The 16,863-nt window shown below is 64.8% G+C and carries 17 protein-coding genes; 8 read left to right on the forward strand and 9 right to left on the reverse strand.

All coding sequences use genetic code 11. The annotated features are described in order from the left end of the window. The first annotated feature begins 21 nt into the window (after nucleotides 1–21). Nucleotides 22–1,332: an ABC transporter substrate-binding protein gene (locus ML401_RS27365; protein ID WP_194403797.1), complete on the forward strand. Its 1,311-nt coding sequence runs from the start codon at nucleotides 22–24 to the stop codon at nucleotides 1,330–1,332. A gap of 229 nt (nucleotides 1,333–1,561) precedes the next feature. Here ML401_RS27365 and ML401_RS27370 read toward each other — a convergent pair whose 3' ends face one another. The 3 genes from ML401_RS27370 to ML401_RS27380 all read right to left on the reverse strand — a co-directional run bounded on the left by ML401_RS27370 (nucleotide 1,562) and on the right by ML401_RS27380 (nucleotide 3,732). Next, nucleotides 1,562–2,731 (reverse strand): Gfo/Idh/MocA family protein, encoded by a 1,170-nt coding sequence (locus ML401_RS27370; RefSeq protein ID WP_212067547.1) that lies wholly within the window; start codon nucleotides 2,729–2,731, stop codon nucleotides 1,562–1,564. A 45-nt stretch (nucleotides 2,732–2,776) separates the two neighbouring features. Beyond that, complete coding sequence (locus ML401_RS27375) at nucleotides 2,777–3,091, reverse strand: septal ring lytic transglycosylase RlpA family protein (protein ID WP_194403799.1); 315 nt, start codon at nucleotides 3,089–3,091, stop codon at nucleotides 2,777–2,779. 215 nt (nucleotides 3,092–3,306) lie between these two features. Next, nucleotides 3,307–3,732: a hypothetical protein gene (locus ML401_RS27380; protein WP_285807590.1), complete on the reverse strand. Its 426-nt coding sequence runs from the start codon at nucleotides 3,730–3,732 to the stop codon at nucleotides 3,307–3,309. Nucleotides 3,733–4,024: 292 nt separating this feature from the next. On the opposite strand from ML401_RS27380, the gene glgC reads away from it, so the two are divergent. Genes glgC through ML401_RS27395 form a run of 3 tightly spaced genes read left to right on the forward strand, consistent with a single transcriptional unit; the run spans nucleotide 4,025 to nucleotide 7,036 of the window. Beyond that, nucleotides 4,025–5,287 (forward strand): glucose-1-phosphate adenylyltransferase, encoded by a 1,263-nt coding sequence (gene glgC, locus ML401_RS27385; protein WP_194403801.1) that lies wholly within the window; start codon nucleotides 4,025–4,027, stop codon nucleotides 5,285–5,287. Beyond that, entirely contained in the window at nucleotides 5,284–6,738 is a 1,455-nt protein-coding gene (glgA, locus tag ML401_RS27390) for a glycogen synthase GlgA (RefSeq protein ID WP_285807591.1), read from the forward strand. Before glgC ends, glgA begins: the two co-directional genes overlap by 4 nt. Nucleotides 6,739–6,775: 37 nt before the next feature. Next, nucleotides 6,776–7,036 (forward strand): SemiSWEET transporter, encoded by a 261-nt coding sequence (locus ML401_RS27395; protein WP_211416380.1) that lies wholly within the window; start codon nucleotides 6,776–6,778, stop codon nucleotides 7,034–7,036. 163 nt (nucleotides 7,037–7,199) lie between these two features. Here the strand turns inward: ML401_RS27395 and ML401_RS27400 are convergent, their stop codons facing one another. Then, a complete protein-coding gene (locus ML401_RS27400) occupies nucleotides 7,200–7,994 on the reverse strand; it encodes a class III extradiol ring-cleavage dioxygenase (protein WP_285807592.1) in 795 nt (264 codons plus the stop codon). A gap of 154 nt (nucleotides 7,995–8,148) precedes the next feature. On the opposite strand from ML401_RS27400, the gene ML401_RS27405 reads away from it, so the two are divergent. Beyond that, the gene (locus ML401_RS27405; RefSeq protein ID WP_194403805.1) at nucleotides 8,149–8,328 is read left to right on the forward strand and encodes a hypothetical protein; all 180 of its coding nucleotides are present in this window, start codon (nucleotides 8,149–8,151) and stop codon (nucleotides 8,326–8,328) included. Nucleotides 8,329–8,349: 21 nt separating this feature from the next. On the opposite strand, the gene ML401_RS27410 is transcribed toward ML401_RS27405, so the two are convergent. Further along, nucleotides 8,350–9,810, reverse strand: a complete 1,461-nt coding sequence (locus tag ML401_RS27410) for a carboxylesterase/lipase family protein (RefSeq protein WP_285807593.1) — start codon at nucleotides 9,808–9,810, stop codon at nucleotides 8,350–8,352. Nucleotides 9,811–9,886: 76 nt separating this feature from the next. Next, nucleotides 9,887–10,099 carry a hypothetical protein gene (locus ML401_RS27415; protein ID WP_211416377.1) on the reverse strand — a complete coding sequence of 71 codons (213 nt, stop codon included), beginning with the start codon at nucleotides 10,097–10,099 and terminating at the stop codon, nucleotides 9,887–9,889. A 228-nt stretch (nucleotides 10,100–10,327) separates the two neighbouring features. On the opposite strand from ML401_RS27415, the gene ML401_RS27420 reads away from it, so the two are divergent. From ML401_RS27420 to ML401_RS27430, 3 genes are all read left to right on the forward strand, one after another. After that, nucleotides 10,328–12,997 carry an alpha/beta hydrolase fold domain-containing protein gene (locus ML401_RS27420; RefSeq protein ID WP_285807594.1) on the forward strand — a complete coding sequence of 890 codons (2,670 nt, stop codon included), beginning with the start codon at nucleotides 10,328–10,330 and terminating at the stop codon, nucleotides 12,995–12,997. A gap of 131 nt (nucleotides 12,998–13,128) precedes the next feature. Beyond that, nucleotides 13,129–13,401 (forward strand): hypothetical protein, encoded by a 273-nt coding sequence (locus tag ML401_RS27425; RefSeq protein ID WP_212067561.1) that lies wholly within the window; start codon nucleotides 13,129–13,131, stop codon nucleotides 13,399–13,401. 108 nt (nucleotides 13,402–13,509) lie between these two features. Then, nucleotides 13,510–13,815 carry a hypothetical protein gene (locus ML401_RS27430; protein WP_194403810.1) on the forward strand — a complete coding sequence of 102 codons (306 nt, stop codon included), beginning with the start codon at nucleotides 13,510–13,512 and terminating at the stop codon, nucleotides 13,813–13,815. Between the two features lie 272 nt (nucleotides 13,816–14,087). Here the strand turns inward: ML401_RS27430 and ML401_RS27435 are convergent, their stop codons facing one another. The 3 genes from ML401_RS27435 to ML401_RS27445 form a co-directional block, all read right to left on the reverse strand. Further along, complete coding sequence (locus tag ML401_RS27435) at nucleotides 14,088–14,243, reverse strand: hypothetical protein (RefSeq protein ID WP_167771231.1); 156 nt, start codon at nucleotides 14,241–14,243, stop codon at nucleotides 14,088–14,090. 100 nt (nucleotides 14,244–14,343) lie between these two features. Beyond that, complete coding sequence (locus ML401_RS27440) at nucleotides 14,344–14,862, reverse strand: septal ring lytic transglycosylase RlpA family protein (protein WP_285807595.1); 519 nt, start codon at nucleotides 14,860–14,862, stop codon at nucleotides 14,344–14,346. Nucleotides 14,863–15,218: 356 nt separating this feature from the next. After that, the gene (locus ML401_RS27445; RefSeq protein WP_376717392.1) at nucleotides 15,219–16,814 is read right to left on the reverse strand and encodes an NAD-dependent malic enzyme; all 1,596 of its coding nucleotides are present in this window, start codon (nucleotides 16,812–16,814) and stop codon (nucleotides 15,219–15,221) included. Nucleotides 16,815–16,863 lie beyond the last annotated feature (49 nt).

Below are 16,863 nucleotides of genomic sequence, written 5' to 3' on the forward strand. Positions count from 1 at the left end.
ACGGTTTTGAGGGAGGATAGGATGCCGACTTCACGCAGGCAGCTGCTGAAGGGTACGGCGGCTGCCGCCGCCACACTCAGCCTCGATTGGACCAGGGCCCAGGCGCAGGCGGAGAATTTGCGCATCGGCCTGATCTACGACCTCACCGGGCCGTTCGCGGCCGGCGGCTCGGTCGCCTCCTCGGTCGGCGCGCAGATCGCCATCGACCTCGTCAACGAAAAGGGCGGCATCGGCGGCAAGACCAAGATCGTGCCCGTTGCGGCGGACTCGCAGAGCAAGGCCGACGTCGCCATCAACGAGGCCGAGCGGCTGATCAGCCAGGAAAAGATCGACATCATCAACGGCGTCTATTCCAGCGCGCACGCGGTGCCGATGGCGGCCAAGGTCGAGCAGCAGAAGAAGATCCTCTGGATCACGACCGCGGTCTCGACCGCCGTGTTCAAGGACAAGAACCTGCAATACGTGTTCCGCGCGCAGATCCATTCCGACCAGTACGGCCAGGCCTTTGCCGGCTTCCTCGCCGAGCACGCGCAAGCCAAGCTCGGCATGGATCCCAAGGAGGTCAAGGTCGCGCTGATCCACGAGGATGGGCCCTACGGCGTCGGCGTCGCCGCCGCCGACGAGGCCTATGCCAAGCAGGCCGGCATCCAGGTCGTGCTGCGCGAGGGCTATTCGGCCTCGGCGCCCGACCTGTCGGTGCTGGTGACGAAGATCAAGCGCGCCAAGGCCGACGTGATCTCGCATGCCGGCTACAACCCCGACATCACCCTGTTCCTGCGCCAGGCGCGCGAGAGCGGATTGCGCTTCAAGATGCTGTTCGGCGCCGGCGCGGGCTACAGCCAGCTCGACAAGCTGCGCGCCACGTTTGGCGCCGACATCGACAATTTCTGCAACATCGACCCGGTGCCGGCGCAATTGCTCGATCCGTCCAAACTCGCGCCGGGCATGGGCGATCTGATCAAGACCATGGTCTCGCGCTACCAGGCCAAGACCGGCGCCACCGACGTGCCGCCGCATTGCTCGATGGGCTTCAACCAGACCTGGGTGCTGCTCAACAACGTGCTGCCGGTCGCCAAGGAGAAGTACGGCAGCTTCGAGCCCGAGGCCATCCGCAAAGCCGCGCTCGACGTCGACATTCCCGCCGGCGGCACCATCCAGGGCTACGGCGTAAAATTCTTCCCGCCGGGCACCCCGCTCTCCGGCCAGAACGAGCGCTCGACGCCTGTCGTGATGCAGAACGCCGGCGAGCACATCTCGGTGGTGTGGCCGACCAACATCCGCACACAAGACCCGGTGTTTCCGCTGCCGAAGGGATCGACCTACGGGACGTAGTATTGAACGCGCTGAAATGGATAGCGAGCATCGGCGCCGTCTTCCCCTCTCCCCTTGTGGGAGAGGGTGGCTCGCCGCGAAGCGGCGAGACGGGTGGGCGGTCTCTCTCCACGCGTGAACCTCTCGCCGTCTGAATTCTCGGATAGATGCCCCTCATCCGGCGCTTCGCGCCACCTTCTCCCACAAGGGGAGAAGGGATAGCAGCGTGCCTGTGGTCTCTTCAGCGGCCCTACAGCACCACTCGCCTCCCCTCCTCCGCGGCCCAATAGCCAGCGTAATTTACCTTGATCGTCTCGTAGGCCAGCGCGAGGTCCGACAACGGCTGCCGGCCAGTCGCCACGCATTCGATGAAATCCTGGATCTCCTGCAAATAGCCGCGCGTCCATTCCTCCTCGAGGCAGACATATTGCCAGCCGGTTTTGCGGTCGACCTTTTCGGTGATGTAGACACTGGCGAGCTTCTCCTCGCTGGTCTGGTAGCTCATCAGATGATTGTTGGGGGTGATGTTGGCGAACAGCGAGCCGCCGCTGGTGTAGGTCTCGATCAGGTTGCGCACGCCGCCCATGATCATGTCGCCGGAGAACACGGTCGCCTTGGTGCCGTCGGAGAAGGTGGCGGTGAGCGTGCCCCAGTCTTCGACATCGACGGGATTGGCCTTGATGTAGCCGCGCTCCTCGGGCTTGAGAGACGCCGTGACATTGCCGACGTCGCCGGTGACGCTGGCGACACGGATGCTCTCGCCGCGCGCCTTGGCCTCGACCTGCTTGAGATAGAGCACGGCCGAGAGCGGATGGCAGCCCATGCGGATCAGCGAGCCGCCGCCGGTCATCGCCCATTGCGCGGCATGGGCCGCGTGCGAGCCGGAATGGCTTTCCTCGCCCTTCATGAACAGGATCTTGTCTTTCGTCGCCCTGATGATCTCCGCGGTCTTGGTCACCGCGGGCGCGTAGACCCAGTCCTCGGCGTACATGAAGAGTTTTCCGGTGCGCTCGATCGCGGCGCGGGTCTTGTCCATTTCCTCGATCACGCGCTGATACATCAGCGCCTTCGGCACGTGCTTGCCGATCGGCTGCGCGTCGCCGTCGCGGCCGAAATAGCCGGCGAACGGCTTTTCGCAGATCACATGCTTGCCGGCCTGCATGGCACCGACGATCATTTCGGCATGAAGATTGGGCGGGGTGCAGATGTCGACGACGTCGATCTCGCCGTCCGCGATCAGCTCTGCAAAGCTGCGATAGACGCGCGGGATATTGTGGTGCTGCGCGAACGCGATGACTTTCTCGCCACGCGCGGCGACCGCCGCGACCTCGACGTCCACGCCATAGACGCGCCGGAACGCATACATATGCAACTCCGACACGAAGCCGCAACCGACGAGTCCCACCCTGATTCCTGCCATCGTGCTCCCCAATGCTTTGGGCAGCACTATAGCGTGCGGGCCGGCCTATTCCACGGAGACTCGCACCACACCCGCGCTCATCATGCCGAGTGCGCGGGCGGCGGGCACCGAGAGATCGACGATACGGCCGCGGATGAACGGGCCGCGATCGTTGACACGGCATTGGATCGAGCGGCTGCCATAGGACACCCTGAGCACGCTGCCGAACGGGCGCGTGCGGTGGGCGCAGGTGAGTTCGCCGCCTTTACCGGCTTTTCCATAGCCGTAGTAAGAGGCAAGCCCGCTTTCGGCGCGGGCAACGGAAACGACTGAAAACGAAAACATGGCTAGGCAAAACAATAGCGTCGGCTGCGCTCGCACGGCACCGCTCCCGGTTGGCCCGCCCGGCACTGCAAACGACGATTTGTTCCCTGGAGTTCCAAACCTGCGGCGCGCAACGTACGGCCGTGCCATCACACATTGTTACTTCCGCGAAAGAGCAGTCCACGCCGGCCGGCTCCATCGCAACGCGATTGTGCGCGCAAACACAGAACGCGTTTGCGCGCAGATCATGCTCAAAGCCAGAGCCCGAGGGCTCACCAATAGCGGCGATAATAGTGACGGTGATAAACCCGGTACGGGCGGTAGCCGTAGCCATAGCCGTAATACGGACGATACGGCCGGTAATATCGCGGATAAACCGGGGCGTAACCGTAGCCGCCGTAATAGGCCGGCGCATAACCATAGCCGTAGCCCGGATAGCCATAGCCGCCGTAATACGGACCGCCGCCGTAATAGCCATAGCCGCCGCTGGCGATGGCGCCGCCGATGATCGCGCCGGCGGCGAGACCGCCAAGGCCCCAGCCGCCGCCGCGCCAATGCACCTGCGTGACGTCATTGCTGGCTGCGGCCTTCATGGTCGCGACGTTGGTCGGCAGCGGGGCTGCCGCCGCCTGCTGAATTTCGCTGGCGACGACCGCGCCGGCCAGCGCACAGGCAATTGCCGTTCTCCAGATCCTCATCGTCTTACTCCCTGTCTGACTTTGCTTGGAAAAGGATCGCAACACCATGATCGGGCATCCTTGCGCCAAGTCAAAGTCCGGATTCAAAACCCGGATTTGCGTGCGGCGCACAAGTCCCGCGCATGGCGCGCTGCTGGATAGCCAAGTCGAAAGCATTAAGCTTCCCGCGTTCGCAACCAACAACCTACTTCCCGATTTACTATGCGTACCGTTACTATCGGTTCCAGTGGGCGCGGGACCGCGGGGCTTCTGGCGACAAAAAGCCTCGAAATGCCAGAGTTGGGAGGATGACATGAGTGCCGTCGGTAGTGAACCGCTCGCCCGTCAGGCGTTGGCGTTCGTCTTGGCGGGCGGACGCGGCAGCCGGCTCCTGGAGCTGACTGACCGGCGCGCCAAGCCCGCCGTCTATTTCGGCGGCAAGTCCCGCATCATCGACTTTGCGCTGTCGAACGCCGTCAATTCGGGCATCCGCCGGATCGCGGTCGCGACCCAGTACAAGGCGCATAGCCTGATCCGGCACCTTCAGATGGGCTGGAACTTCTTCCGCCCCGAGCGCAACGAGAGCTTCGACATCCTCCCCGCCAGCCAGCGCGTCTCCGAGAACATGTGGTATGTCGGCACGGCGGATGCGGTCTACCAGAACATCGACATCATCGAATCCCACGCCTGCCGCTTCATCGTGGTCCTGGCCGGCGACCATATCTACAAGATGGATTACGAAGTGATGCTGCGCCAGCACGTCGAGAGCGGCGCCGACGTCACGGTCGGCTGCCTGGAGATGCCGCGCGCGGAATCCAGTGGCTTCGGCATCATGCATATCGACGAGAACGGCTGGATCCAGGAGTTCTTGGAGAAGCCGAAAGATCCGCCGCCGATGCCCGGCAAGCCGGACGTCTCGCTCGCCAGCATGGGCATCTACGTCTTCAACGCCAGATTCCTGTTCGACCAGCTCAGGCGCGACGCCGAGGATCCGAACTCCAACCACGATTTCGGCAAGGACATCATTCCCTATCTCGTCAAGAACGGCCGGGCCATCGCGCACCAGTTCTCGACCTCCTGCGTCCGCTCCAGCCGCAACAACACCGCCTACTGGCGCGACGTCGGCACCGTCGACGCCTACTGGTCCGCCAACATCGATCTCACCGACGTGGTGCCGGAGCTCGATCTGTTCGACCGCGCCTGGCCGATCTGGTCCTATTCGGAAATCACACCGCCGGCCAAATTCGTCCATGACGAGGAAAGCCGGCGCGGCCAGGCTGTGAGCTCGCTGGTCTCAGGTGGCTGCATCATCTCGGGCGCCTCGCTGCGGCGCTCGCTGCTGTTCACCGGCGTGCGCATCAACTCCTACGCCAATGTCGAGAACGCGGTGATCATGCCCTATGTGAATGTCGGCCGCGGTGCGCGGCTGAAGAACGTCGTGATCGACCGCGGCGTCGAGATTCCCGAAGGGCTCGTCGTCGGCGAAGACCCCGAATTCGACGCGAAGCGATTCCGCACCACCGAACAGGGCATCTCGCTGATCACCCAGCCGATGATCGACGGGCTCAATAAATGACGCCTGTTCGCGTCCTCGCGGTCGCTTCTGAAGTCTATCCCATCGTCAAGACCGGCGGCCTTGCAGATGTCGCCGGCGCGCTGCCGATCGCGCTGAAGGCGCACGGCGTCGAGATGCGCACCTTGATGCCGGGCTATCCCGACGTGATGCGGCTGGTTTCCGGCGCGGCGGAGCTCCGGACCTGGCCCGATTATTTCGGCGGTCCCGGGCGGCTGCTCGCCGGCTCCCACGAAGGGCTCGATTTGTTCGTGCTCGACGTGCCGCATCTCTATGCGCGGCCGGGCAATCCCTACGTCACCTCCGAGGGCGTCGACTGGCCGGACAACGGCGTGCGCTTTGCGGCGCTGTCACGTGTCGCCGCCGATATCGGTCACGGCCTCGTTCCGACGTTCGTTCCCGATGTCGTGCACGCCCATGACTGGCAGGCCGGGCTCGCACCCGCCTATCTGCATTATGACAATCGGCCGCGGCCCGCGACCGTGATGACCATCCACAACATGGCCTATCAGGGCAAGTTCGCACCGGAGCTGATCGGGGCGATCGGCCTGCCCTGGGGCTCGTTCAACGTCAACGAGCTCGAATATTTCGGCGGCATCAGCTTCCTGAAGGCCGGCCTGCAATTCGCCGACCGCATCACCACGGTATCTCCGACCTATGCGCGGGAGATCCAGAGCGACGAAGGCGGCATGGGGTTCGGCGGCCTGTTGCGCGCACGCGCAAGCGTGCTCAGCGGCATCCTCAACGGCATCGACATCTCCGTGTGGAATCCGCAGGACGATCCGCACATCGCCTACCGTTACGGCGCGGAGGACCTCACGTTCCGGGCCGCGAACAAGGCGGTGCTGCAGCAGCAGTTCAACCTCGATTCCTCGGACGAGGCGCCGCTGCTCGGCGTCATCAGCCGGCTGTCGTGGCAGAAGGGTCTCGATCTCCTGCTCCAGGCGATTCCGACCATTTTGCGTGAAGGCATGCAGCTGGCGCTGCTCGGCAGCGGCGACCGCGATCTCCAGGACCGCTATCAGGCAGCCGCCCGCGCCAATCCCGGCCGGATCGGCGTCGTGATCGGCTATGATGAGATTTTGGCGCACCTGCTCCAGGCCGGATCGGACGCGCTGATCGTGCCTTCGCGCTTCGAGCCCTGCGGCCTGACCCAGCTCTGCGCGCTGCGCTATGGCGCCGTCCCGATCGTCTCACGCGTCGGCGGGCTCGAGGACACCATCGTCGATGTCGGCGAGGCCGACGCCTCCGGCCGCGACGCCACCGGCTTCAAGTTCGCACCCGTGACGGCGGAGGCCCTCGCCGGCAGCTTGCGCAAGGCCAACACCACCTTCCACGACAAGCCGACCTGGCGCCGGCTGCAGCGAAACGGCCTTGCGACCGACGTCTCCTGGCGTGGCCGCGCCGGCGAATATGCAGCGCTTTATCGTGATCTCATGACTTCCCGCGCCTGAAGCATGACCGTCCTCGAATCCATGTTATAGAGCCGGCATGGACCCCTTCGTCATCAAGCTGATCGGCTTTGCCGCCGCTACCTGCACCACCGTGGCCTACGCGCCGCAAGCCATCAAGGTGTGGAAGACCCGCTCCACCGGAGACATCTCGCTCGGCATGTTCCTGGTCATGGTGCTGGGCCTGCTGCTCTGGCTGATCTACGGCCTGCTCTCCGGCGACGCCCCGCTCGTCGCCGCCAACGCCATCACCATCGTGCTCGCCGGATGCATTCTGGTGATGAAGCTGCGATACGGGTGAATGTCCCTCTCCCCTTGCGGGAGAGGGTGGCTCGCCGCGTAGCGGCGAGACGGGTGAGGGGTCTCTCTCCGCACATGAACCTCTCGCATTTGAGTTCGCTGAAGCAACCCCTCATCCGGCGCTTCGCGCCACCTTCTCCCACAAGGGGAGAAGGAGGAATCAATCATCCAAACACATAGGACGCCATCGCGACGCTCGCGACTTCGTCGACGAAGACGCGCCGGCCGATGTCGCGGCCGGCGGCGCCGGCGGCCACCATCAGCGGCAGCAGATGGTCTTCGCGCGGATGCGCCAGTCGCGCGCTGGGTGCATTCTCCCAATCCACCAGCATCGCGTTGCGGCGTGCCGGATCCGGATTGCTGATCGCCTCGTTCAGATAGGCCTCGAAATCGTAGGAGACGGGCTTGGACTCCGGCCGGTTGAAGCCGCGCATGTTGTGATAGGTCAGCCCGCTGCCGACGATCAGGATGCCTTCGTCGCGCAGCGATGCGATCGCCTCGCCGACCTTGACGTGCTCGGCCGGATCGTAAGCCGACTTCAGCGAGAGCAGCACGATCGGCATGTCGGCATCGGGATACATCAGCCCGAGCGGCACGAAGGTGCCGTGATCGAAACCCTGATTGGGATCTTCCCGGCAATCGAGACCGGCACGCGTCAGCAGCGCCTTCACTTGCGCGGCAAGCTCCGGCCTGCCCGGCGCCGGATATTTGATGTGGTAGGTATGCTCGGGGAAACCGTAATAATCGTACACCATCGGCGGATGCGCCGAGGTCGATACGGTGAAGGCGTCGGCCTCCCAATGGCCGGTGATGACGAGCACGGCCTTTGGCCGCGCGGGAAGCAGTTGCGGCAGCCGGCCGAACTCCTGGGCGGTCTTGGCATATTGCACCCGCCTGTCCTCCATGAACGGCCAGGGGCCGCCGCCATGCGACAGAAACAGGGTCGGAATTCGCGTCATGGGGCTCGTCTCAATGGCAACAGGCGCGTGCCAGTGCCCGCGCGACCGGCGGCGAGCATAGGCAAACCGGCATGGTTAGCAAGCCGTTAACGATTTGCCGCCCAAAATCCTGAGGTGGCCGAAGCAGTCGGCCTGAAGACAAGTGAGACGTGAGATGAAGAAGTTTGCGCTGGGGGACGTCGTCAACAGTGACAAGGGCCGCCGCGGCATCGTGCGCGCCGCCTTCAAGTCGCGGGACGGCCAGCAGTTCTACGCCGTCGAGAAGGACGGCGCGATGGACTATCTCGAGGAAGACCGGCTGACGCCGGCTCCCCGCGTCGAGCTCGCCGCTTAAAGCCCACTCCATTCTATCGCGCTAGCGCGCGAGCCGGTCGAGACGCTCCGCGAATGGATCGTCGCCGCTCGCGATGCGATCGTTCGTGATCAGCAGCAGGCGATCGCGGCCCGCCGCAGCGTCCCAATGCGGCAGATCGGGGCCGTTGGGATCGCCGCTCCTGGCGAAGTTGATCCAATAGGATCGCATGCGCCTCGCAACCTCGCGATCACCGCGCGAGAAGATGCCCGCCCCGGGTACGCCTTCCGCACCGAAGATGAATTGCAGCTCCCGCCCGTGCCCGCCCTCGGGACTGGCGCGCCGGGCCTCCGGCATATAGGCGAAGCGATAGCGAAAGGTTGCCGCGCCGCTTGCGGCATGCAGGCGGGCCAGCAGTCTTGCGGGCTCGGAAAAGACCTTGTCGGTAAAGAACCTTGCCGCGAGGTCTGAGGACCTGACGATCTCTGGATAGAGCTTGCGCAGCTCGTCGCTAGGGATGCCTGACGCTGCGACCTCCTCCTTGGTATCGAACTCGCTGTCGAAGCCGGTCTCGTCGTCGTTCGAGCCGATGATCAGGGGAATGCGGCTTTGATGTCCGGCCGCAAAGCCGGCGGCAATGTCCTCGGTCACCAGGCTTCCATCCATCATCGGCGCGAAGCTGCGCCGCGACGTCTCCAAGAGACGATTTTGAGAGGCCAGCAGGCGACGCGGCTCTGCGGCGCGCACATCCGCCTGCGGTCCCAGCGCCGCCACGAACTTCCGGCCGATCGCCTCCGCCTCCTGCACCGAGCGCAGCCGCGCGCGCGCGGGGAGTGATTGCAGGATGGCTTTCTGGAACAGACCACGCGCTTGCGCGGACAGCATCAGAAGCGCGATCGACGTCGCGCCTGCGTCGCTGCCAAACAAGGTGACATTGTTTGGATCACCGCCGAAGGCCGCGATGTTGTCGTGAACCCAGTGCAGCACCGCGATCTGGTCCATCAGGCCGTAATTGCCGGAGCCGCCTTCCGACAGCGCGGGATGAGCAAGCCAGCCGAGCGCGCCGAGGCGATAATTGGCGGTCACGACGATGAGGCCGGCCTGCGCCAGCCTCGCACCATCGAACAGATGCTCATTGGCCGTGCCGCCGACAAAGCCGCCGCCATGAATGAACATCATCACCGGCAGCGGACCGTCGACCCCGAAGGGACGGAAAACGTTCAGCGTGAGACAATCCTCGCTCGCATCACGCAGCGCCGGTTGAAGGCACGGCGCGCCATACGCGTAGGCAGTCTGCATCTCCGAGCTTTCGGGCGTCGGCTGCGGCGGACGCCAGCGCAGCGCGCCGATCGGAGGGGCCGCATAGGCCAGTCCTTTGAACGACGCCACTTCGCCTTCGACGGCGCCGAGCATCTGTCCTTCACGCGTCAGTGCGAACGGAAACTGTCCGACCGGCTGAGCCACGGCCGAGCCGGCGAGCAAGAAAAATGCGGAAGCCGCAATGAGCGCAAGCAGGGATCGCATCTCGGGATCTCGATGCGCGGACAGGTTCCCGAGAGGTTATGTCCGCGGCGCGCCAGGAGGCAAGCCTCGCGGCGGCTCACTCATCGCGCTTTGCGAGAATCTCCGCCAGCGCGTGCCGCGCGACGATGCCGAGCTCACCGAGCGTGGCGTGGCCGGCCTGTGCGGCCTCGATCAGGCGCTCGGCGATGAACCTGCGACTGTCGTGATCGCCGCCATGCGGCAATTGCCGGCATGTCTCCTCCAGGACGACGTCCATGTTCGCTTTGGTCCGCTCACTCAACTCTGGCATGACGCTCGGTCGCTACGCGTGGCTTGTAACCGCAAGCATACACAGGCGGATCGGGCATGATTATCCGGGTAATCACGGCCATTGTGCATCGCGATGCGTGTAGCGCCGCGACATTCACGTGGCCACGATGCCGCCGCAAACGACCACCGAAGATTGCACTTGCTCTGATGACAAGCTGAACCTGCAGCGATAGCCTGCCGGCAAAACGAAACATACGGGAGGAATGCGATGTCTGACGCAATGGTTGCTACTCGTGCCACCGAGAAACGCGGAACCGCTCAGCAGGTCGATGTCGCCGTGGTCGGCGCCGGATTTGCCGGCCTCTATCTGCTGCATCGCCTGCGCAAGGCCGGTTTCTCGACCGTCGGGCTCGAAGAGGCCGGTGACGTCGGCGGCACCTGGTATTGGAACCGCTACCCCGGCGCGCGCTGCGACATCCAGACCATCGATTACAGTTACACCTTCGATCCTGAGCTCGAGACCGCCTGGACCTGGTCGGAGAAATACGCGACCCAGCCCGAAATCCTGCGCTATCTCGGCTTCATCGCCGACCGCTACGATCTCAGGCGCGACATCCGCTTCAAGACCAAGGTCACCGAAGCCAAATGGGACGAGCAGGCCGAGCGCTGGCTCATCACCACCGACAATGGCGAACCGGTTTCCTGCCGCCATTACATCATGGCCACCGGCTGCCTCTCGGCGCCGAAGCCGCCGGAGATCGACGGCGTCAAGGATTTCAAGGGCGAGGTCTATTTCACCGGACGCTGGCCGCATGACGGCGTCAATCTCGCGGGCAAGCGCGTCGCGGTGATCGGCACCGGCTCGTCGGCGATCCAGTCGATCCCGCTGATCGCCGAGCAGGCGGCGCATCTGACCGTGTTCCAGCGCACGCCGAACTTCGCACTGCCGGCGCATAACGGCCCGGCACCGTCGGACCGCAAGACCTTCTTTGAAAGCGATCGCGCGGCCTATCGCGAGCAGGCGCGCCAGTCGATGGCCGGCGTGCCCTATCCGCAGCAGACGGTTGTGAGCTGGCAGCTCAGTGACGCCGAGCGTCGCGAGCGGTTCGAACGGGCCTGGGCGGCGGGCGACCTCGTCCACATCCTGACCCAGCTCTGGGCCGATCAAGCCGTCGACGTCGACGGCAACAGGATCGTCCAGGACCTGATCCGCGAGAAGATCCGCGCGGCCGTGAAGGATCCCGAAACGGCGGCTGCGCTGATGCCGGACGACCATCCCTTCGGCGCCAAGCGCCCCTGCCTGGAGACCAATTACTACACCACCTACAACCGGCCGAACGTCACCCTGGTCAATCTGCGCCAGGAGCCGATCAAGGCGATCACCGCCGGCGGCATCACGACGGCCAAGCGCAATTTCGACGTCGATGTCATCGTGTTCGCGACCGGGTTCGACGCCATGACCGGCGCGATCCGCGCCGTGCATCCGATCACCGGGCGCGGCGGCAAGTCGCTCACCGACGTCTGGGCGCAGGGACCGCAGAGCTATCTCGGGCTCACGGTGGAAGGCTTCCCGAACTTCTTCATGATCACCGGCCCCGGCAGCCCCTCGGTGCTATCGAACATGGCGGTGTCGATCGAGCAGCATGTCGACTGGGTGGTCGACCGCCTGGCTGCGCTGCGCGATGCCGGCTTCACCACGATGGAGCCGACCGAGACGGCGCAGGCCGGCTGGAACAGGCACATGGCCGACTGCTCGATGCTGACGCTGCACCGGCTCGCCAACACCTGGTACACGGGCGCCAATGTGCCCGGGAAGGTGCAGGGCCTGATGCCCTATACCGGCGGCGTTGGCCCCTATCGCAGCATCTGCGACGAGGTGGTCAGCCGCGGCATGCTCGGTTTCAAGCTCACCGGTCCCGGGGGCGCGGAGCAATGCAATGACGGCGAGGTGGTGCGCCTGCAGCCGGATGTGCGGCTGGTGCTGGGCCTGCTCGCGACACTGAACCTGCCGCCGATCGAGTCGATGGGCGCGGAAGGCGCGCGCGCCTTCGTCAACGAGTTCAACAAGGGCCGGCCCGCGGGGCGGCCGATCGGCGACATCGTCGATGGCACCCTGCCCGTCACGGGCGGCGCGTTGCCTTACCGCGTCTACAAGCCGGCCTCGCCGGGACCGCATAAGGTCGTGGTCTACTTCCACGGCGGCGGCTGGGTGCTCGGCGACGAGCAATCGGACGAGCCGTTCTGCCGCGACATGGTGCGGCGGACCGGCATGATGTTCGTCAGCGTCGGCTATCGGCACGCGCCGGAGCATCGCTTCCCGACCGCGGCCGAAGACGGCTATGCCGCAACGCGCTGGATCGCCGAGCACGCCGAACAGCTTGGCGGCAGCCCGGGCCCGGTGCTGGTCGCGGGGTGGAGCGCCGGCGGCAACGTCGCCGCCGTCACCTGCCAGCTCGCCCGCGACCGCGGCGGGCCCGAGATCGCCGGCCAGCTCCTGATCTGCCCGGTCACCGATTGCACCTTCGATCGTCCCTCCTACAACGACAATGCGGTCGGCTACTTCCTGACGCGCTCGTTGATGTACTGGTTCTGGGACCTCTATTGCTCGCCCGCCGACCGCACCGATCCGCGGGTCTCGCCGCTGCGCGGCAAGGTCGCCGGACTGCCGCCGGCCTTCGTGGCGACCTGCGAGTTCGATCCGCTGCGCGACGAAGGCATCGCCTATGCCGAGGCGATGTCGGCCGCAGGCGTCCCGGTCGAGCAGTTGAAGGCGCACGGCCATTTCCACTCGTCCTTCACCATGGTCGACGTGGTGATCACCGGCGTGCCGGGCCGGGTGCAGATGGCGGAAGCCTTGCGGCGCTACGCCGGTCTGCCGCCGGAGGTTAGTCGCGACGAGCCGGGCCCTGGCTTCAAGATCGCGGCGGCGGCGAGCTGATTGCGACAAGGCGGCCGGGAACCTTTTTCCGGCTGCTGCGTTGAGGCGCCGTGGCATTGAGATGCAGCGACAGGTGTAGGCCCCGGCCCGCGAACCCGCGTGCTGGGGCATTTTTTGCGTGAGGCGAGACGATGGGGGACGTTGTCGGAGAGTCCAAGGTCGATTTCGGTGCGCCTGCGGTCTTGTACAAATGGCCGTCCCTGGCAAATCAGCGCCGGGAAGATAGCGCGCCCTATCAGGTGATCGAGGGCACGCTGGACGAATGCATTTCTGCTTTCACGGCAAAGCCGGCGACGACCCGGCATCTCTATGAGATCCGCACGGCAGCGCAACCGCCGCTGGTGACGGAGGTCCTCTCGCCCGAGCACGTCATCGAGCTGTCGCGCTGGAGAGAGTTTCTCTGACACTTCACGGGATCGCGCAGGAACCTTCTGCTGGTTTTTCCCGTTAACGCGGATCGGAAGCCAAGTCCGGAAGCCAAGTCCGGAAGCCAAGTCGCGAGTGCCCTGAGGATGCTTGAAGCTGGCGTATCGTCCCCCGTCGTGCCCTATGGCGCAGACCAGACCTTGTTCGTGGTGATCGATCGCCGCGACGAGGCGACCGAAATTCGCATCGAACGCAACGATCTCGAAGCGACCATCGGCGAGCTGGTCGCCGGCTGCTTCAACGATCCCATCAAGGTGATCTCGTTCAACACGCTCGAGCATTGGATGAAGGACATCTCGACCGACGTCGCCGGCGAGATCCGCGCGCGCTGCGACATCGACGGAATAGAGCTGCCGGACTATCTCAGCGACTTCGTCGAAAGCCATTCATAAAAGGCCATTCTTCGTGGTGCCGCGCCGTTTTGCGCCGGCAACAAAAAAGCGCCGCTTCCGCGGCGCTTTTCGTGTGACACCCACTTAGTGGTGCCAGAACAATGCCAGCAGCAGAACGATCGGCAGCGGCACGCCAAGCAACCAAAGCAAAGCACCTCGTCCAAAACCCATGATGTCCTCCTCTTCTCTCCTGCCCAGATGACGCAGGAGGCACGAAGAAGTTCCCAGGTTCGCGGGGAGGACGAATGCGTTCAGAGCATGGTTTGCTGGAGCTAAGCGCGCCGGTACTTGCCGGCGATGACGTCGATCTCGCGGCGGCGTTCGTCGGCAAAGGCCAGGAGCTTTTCGATCGTCAGCGTATCCGTGATCCGTTTGGCGAGCCGCTCGGCGCGTGCGGCCTGATCTTCGAGATACTGGATCGTGTTCAAGCGTCCGTCTCCCCAACAGCCCCAAATTGTCCGGACACTCATGGTGCTTGAGAAGCCGCTAACAGCCGGTTAAGCGCGCCGCGTTGTCTTGACGAGCGCGCTATTGCACGACCTCGAGGCGGACGTTGGTGATGCCCTTGTCGACCATGCCGAGCGCCTCGGCCGCGGACGGCGAGATGTCGACCACGCGGCCGCGAACATAGGGCCCGCGATCGTTGACCCTGACCGTGACGAAACGGCCGGAGTTGGTATCGGTGACGCGGAGCCTGGTGCCGAACGGCAGGCTGGGATGCGCCGCGGTCAACTCGTTCTTGTCGAACCGCTCGCCGCTCGCGGTCTCCGTATCGGAATAGAAGCTGGCGAGGCCATGCGACGCGGTCTGCTTGGCGTTACCGTCGGGGACGCGCGCCCGGCTGATCGGGCGCGGATGCAGCGCCGCCACGCGGTGCGGCCGCTCGACCGCGGCCTGCCTGTTGGCGCCGGCGAGATCGGCCTTCTGGCGGCCGACCGGCGATTGCGCGCAGGCCGCAAGCGAGGCGGCGCCGGCGATGGCCAGCAGCAGCCGGCACGAGGTTGCGAAGGAAATCCGGGCAGTTTCGGCACGTGCAATGCAAGACATGGTACGCCCCTCCGAACTGGAGCGATTTTCGGTGGGCAATGAGGGCAGAACCTTGTCGGAACAAAAGCAGGCGTGGGGCCGCCGCCGTTTCGCGCCAGCTGTGACGATTCCACCACAGTGAGGCGTCCTGAAGACTCGCCGGAAATCAGCGCGATACGATGCGCCAGATGATGATGGGCCGCGTGTCCGGCCGGCTCTCGGCCGGCTCCGCATCACTCTTCAGGAGCTGCGCGAACTCACGCCAATAGAGTCGTCGCCAGGTTGTCTTCAAGCTGGCGAGAAAATCGAGCTCTCCCGGGCATGACGATGCGGAAACGTGGCGCCGTTATCGCGCCGTTTGGGCGCGGGACGACTGCTCAGTAATGCGGCTCGTACATCTGCGACTGCACCAGGGCCTTGACGTCGTTTGGCGCCGGCCCGTCCGCGAGCCCGCGCTGATAGGCAACGTCGGCAACGGCCGCGGCGATGCGGACCGAGACTTCGCGGATGCGCGGCAGCGCCGGATAGAGACTGCCCTGCGCGAGATCATCCTTGCCGACGCAATCGGCGAGCGTATGGGCCGCCGCCATGAACATCTCGTCGGTGACGAGGCGCGAGCCGCTGGCGATGACGCCGAGGCCGACGCCCGGGAAGATGTAGGAATTGTTGCCCTGGCGCGGCACGAAGCTGCGGCCGTTCAGCTTGACCGGATCATACGGGCTGCCGCAGGCGAACAGCGCACGGCCCCCGGTGTAGCGATAGGCATCCTCCGCCGAGCATTCGGCCTTCGAGGTCGGGTTGGAGAGCGCGAACACGATCGGCTGTTCGTTGAGCTCCGCCATGGTCTTGAGCACCTCGGGCGTGAAGGCGCCGCCGACCGCCGCGACGCCGATGATCGCCGTCGGCTTCAGCGTCTTGATCGCGGTGAGGAAGTCGGCGATCGGCGCCTGATCGGTGTGGGCATAGCGGAGCTTGTGACCGGAGAGACCTTCGCGTCCGCCGACGACGAGACCGCGGGAATCCACCAGCCAGTTGCGGCGAAGCGCGTCCGCCTCGGAGGCGCCTTCCGCCATCATCGCGGACACCACGAGATCGGCGATGCCGGTTGCTGCCTCGCCGGCGCCCAGGAACAGGATCTTCTGATCCTTCAGCTTGCCGCCATTCACACGCAGCGCCGAGAACAGGCCGGCCAGCGCCACCGCCGCGGTGCCCTGGATGTCGTCGTTGAAGACGCAGGCTTCATCGCGATATTTGTGCAGCAGCTTGAATGCCGAATGATTGGCGAAGTCCTCGAACTGGATCAGCACGCCCGGAAAGGTCTTTCGCGCCGCCTGCATGAATTCGTCGACGAAGCTGTCATAGGCTTCGCCGGTGAGCCGCCGCTCGCGCAGACCGAGATAATAGGGATCGCTCAAAAGCTCTTCGTTGTTGGTGCCGACGTCGAGCACGATCGGCAGGCACGCTTCCGGATGCACGCCGGCGCAGGCCGAATAGAGCGAGAGCTTGCCGACCGGGATGCCCATGCCGTTGGCGCCGAGATCGCCAAGTCCCAGAATGCGTTCGCCGTCGGTGACGACGATCAGCTTGGCCTGATAGGGCCAGTTCTTCAGGAGCTCGGCGATCTGGCCGCGATCGCGCGAGGAGATGAACATGCCGCGCGGCCGCTGGAAGATCAGGCCGTATTTCTGGCAGGCGAGCCCGACCGTCGGCGTGTAGATGATCGGCTGGATCTCGTCGATATTGTCGACGACGACGCGGAAGAACAGCGCCTCGTTGCGGTCATGCAGCGCGTTCAGCGCGACGTATTTTTCGAGGTCCGTCGGCAGCGTGCGCAGATTGGTGAGGACGCGCTGCGCCTGCGTCTCCATCGTCAGCACGCAAGGCGGCAGCAGGCCGCGCAGGCCGAGTGCTTCGCGCTCGGATTCCGTGAAAGCGGTGCCCTTGTTGAGCAGGGGATCGCGCAGCAGCGCCATGCCTTGCGGCGGATTTGACGACGTCGATTGGGCAACGACCCGGGCAGGT

The sequence above is a fragment of the Bradyrhizobium sp. 62B genome (assembly GCF_030272265.2).
Classification (GTDB): Bacteria; Pseudomonadota; Alphaproteobacteria; order Rhizobiales; family Xanthobacteraceae; genus Bradyrhizobium.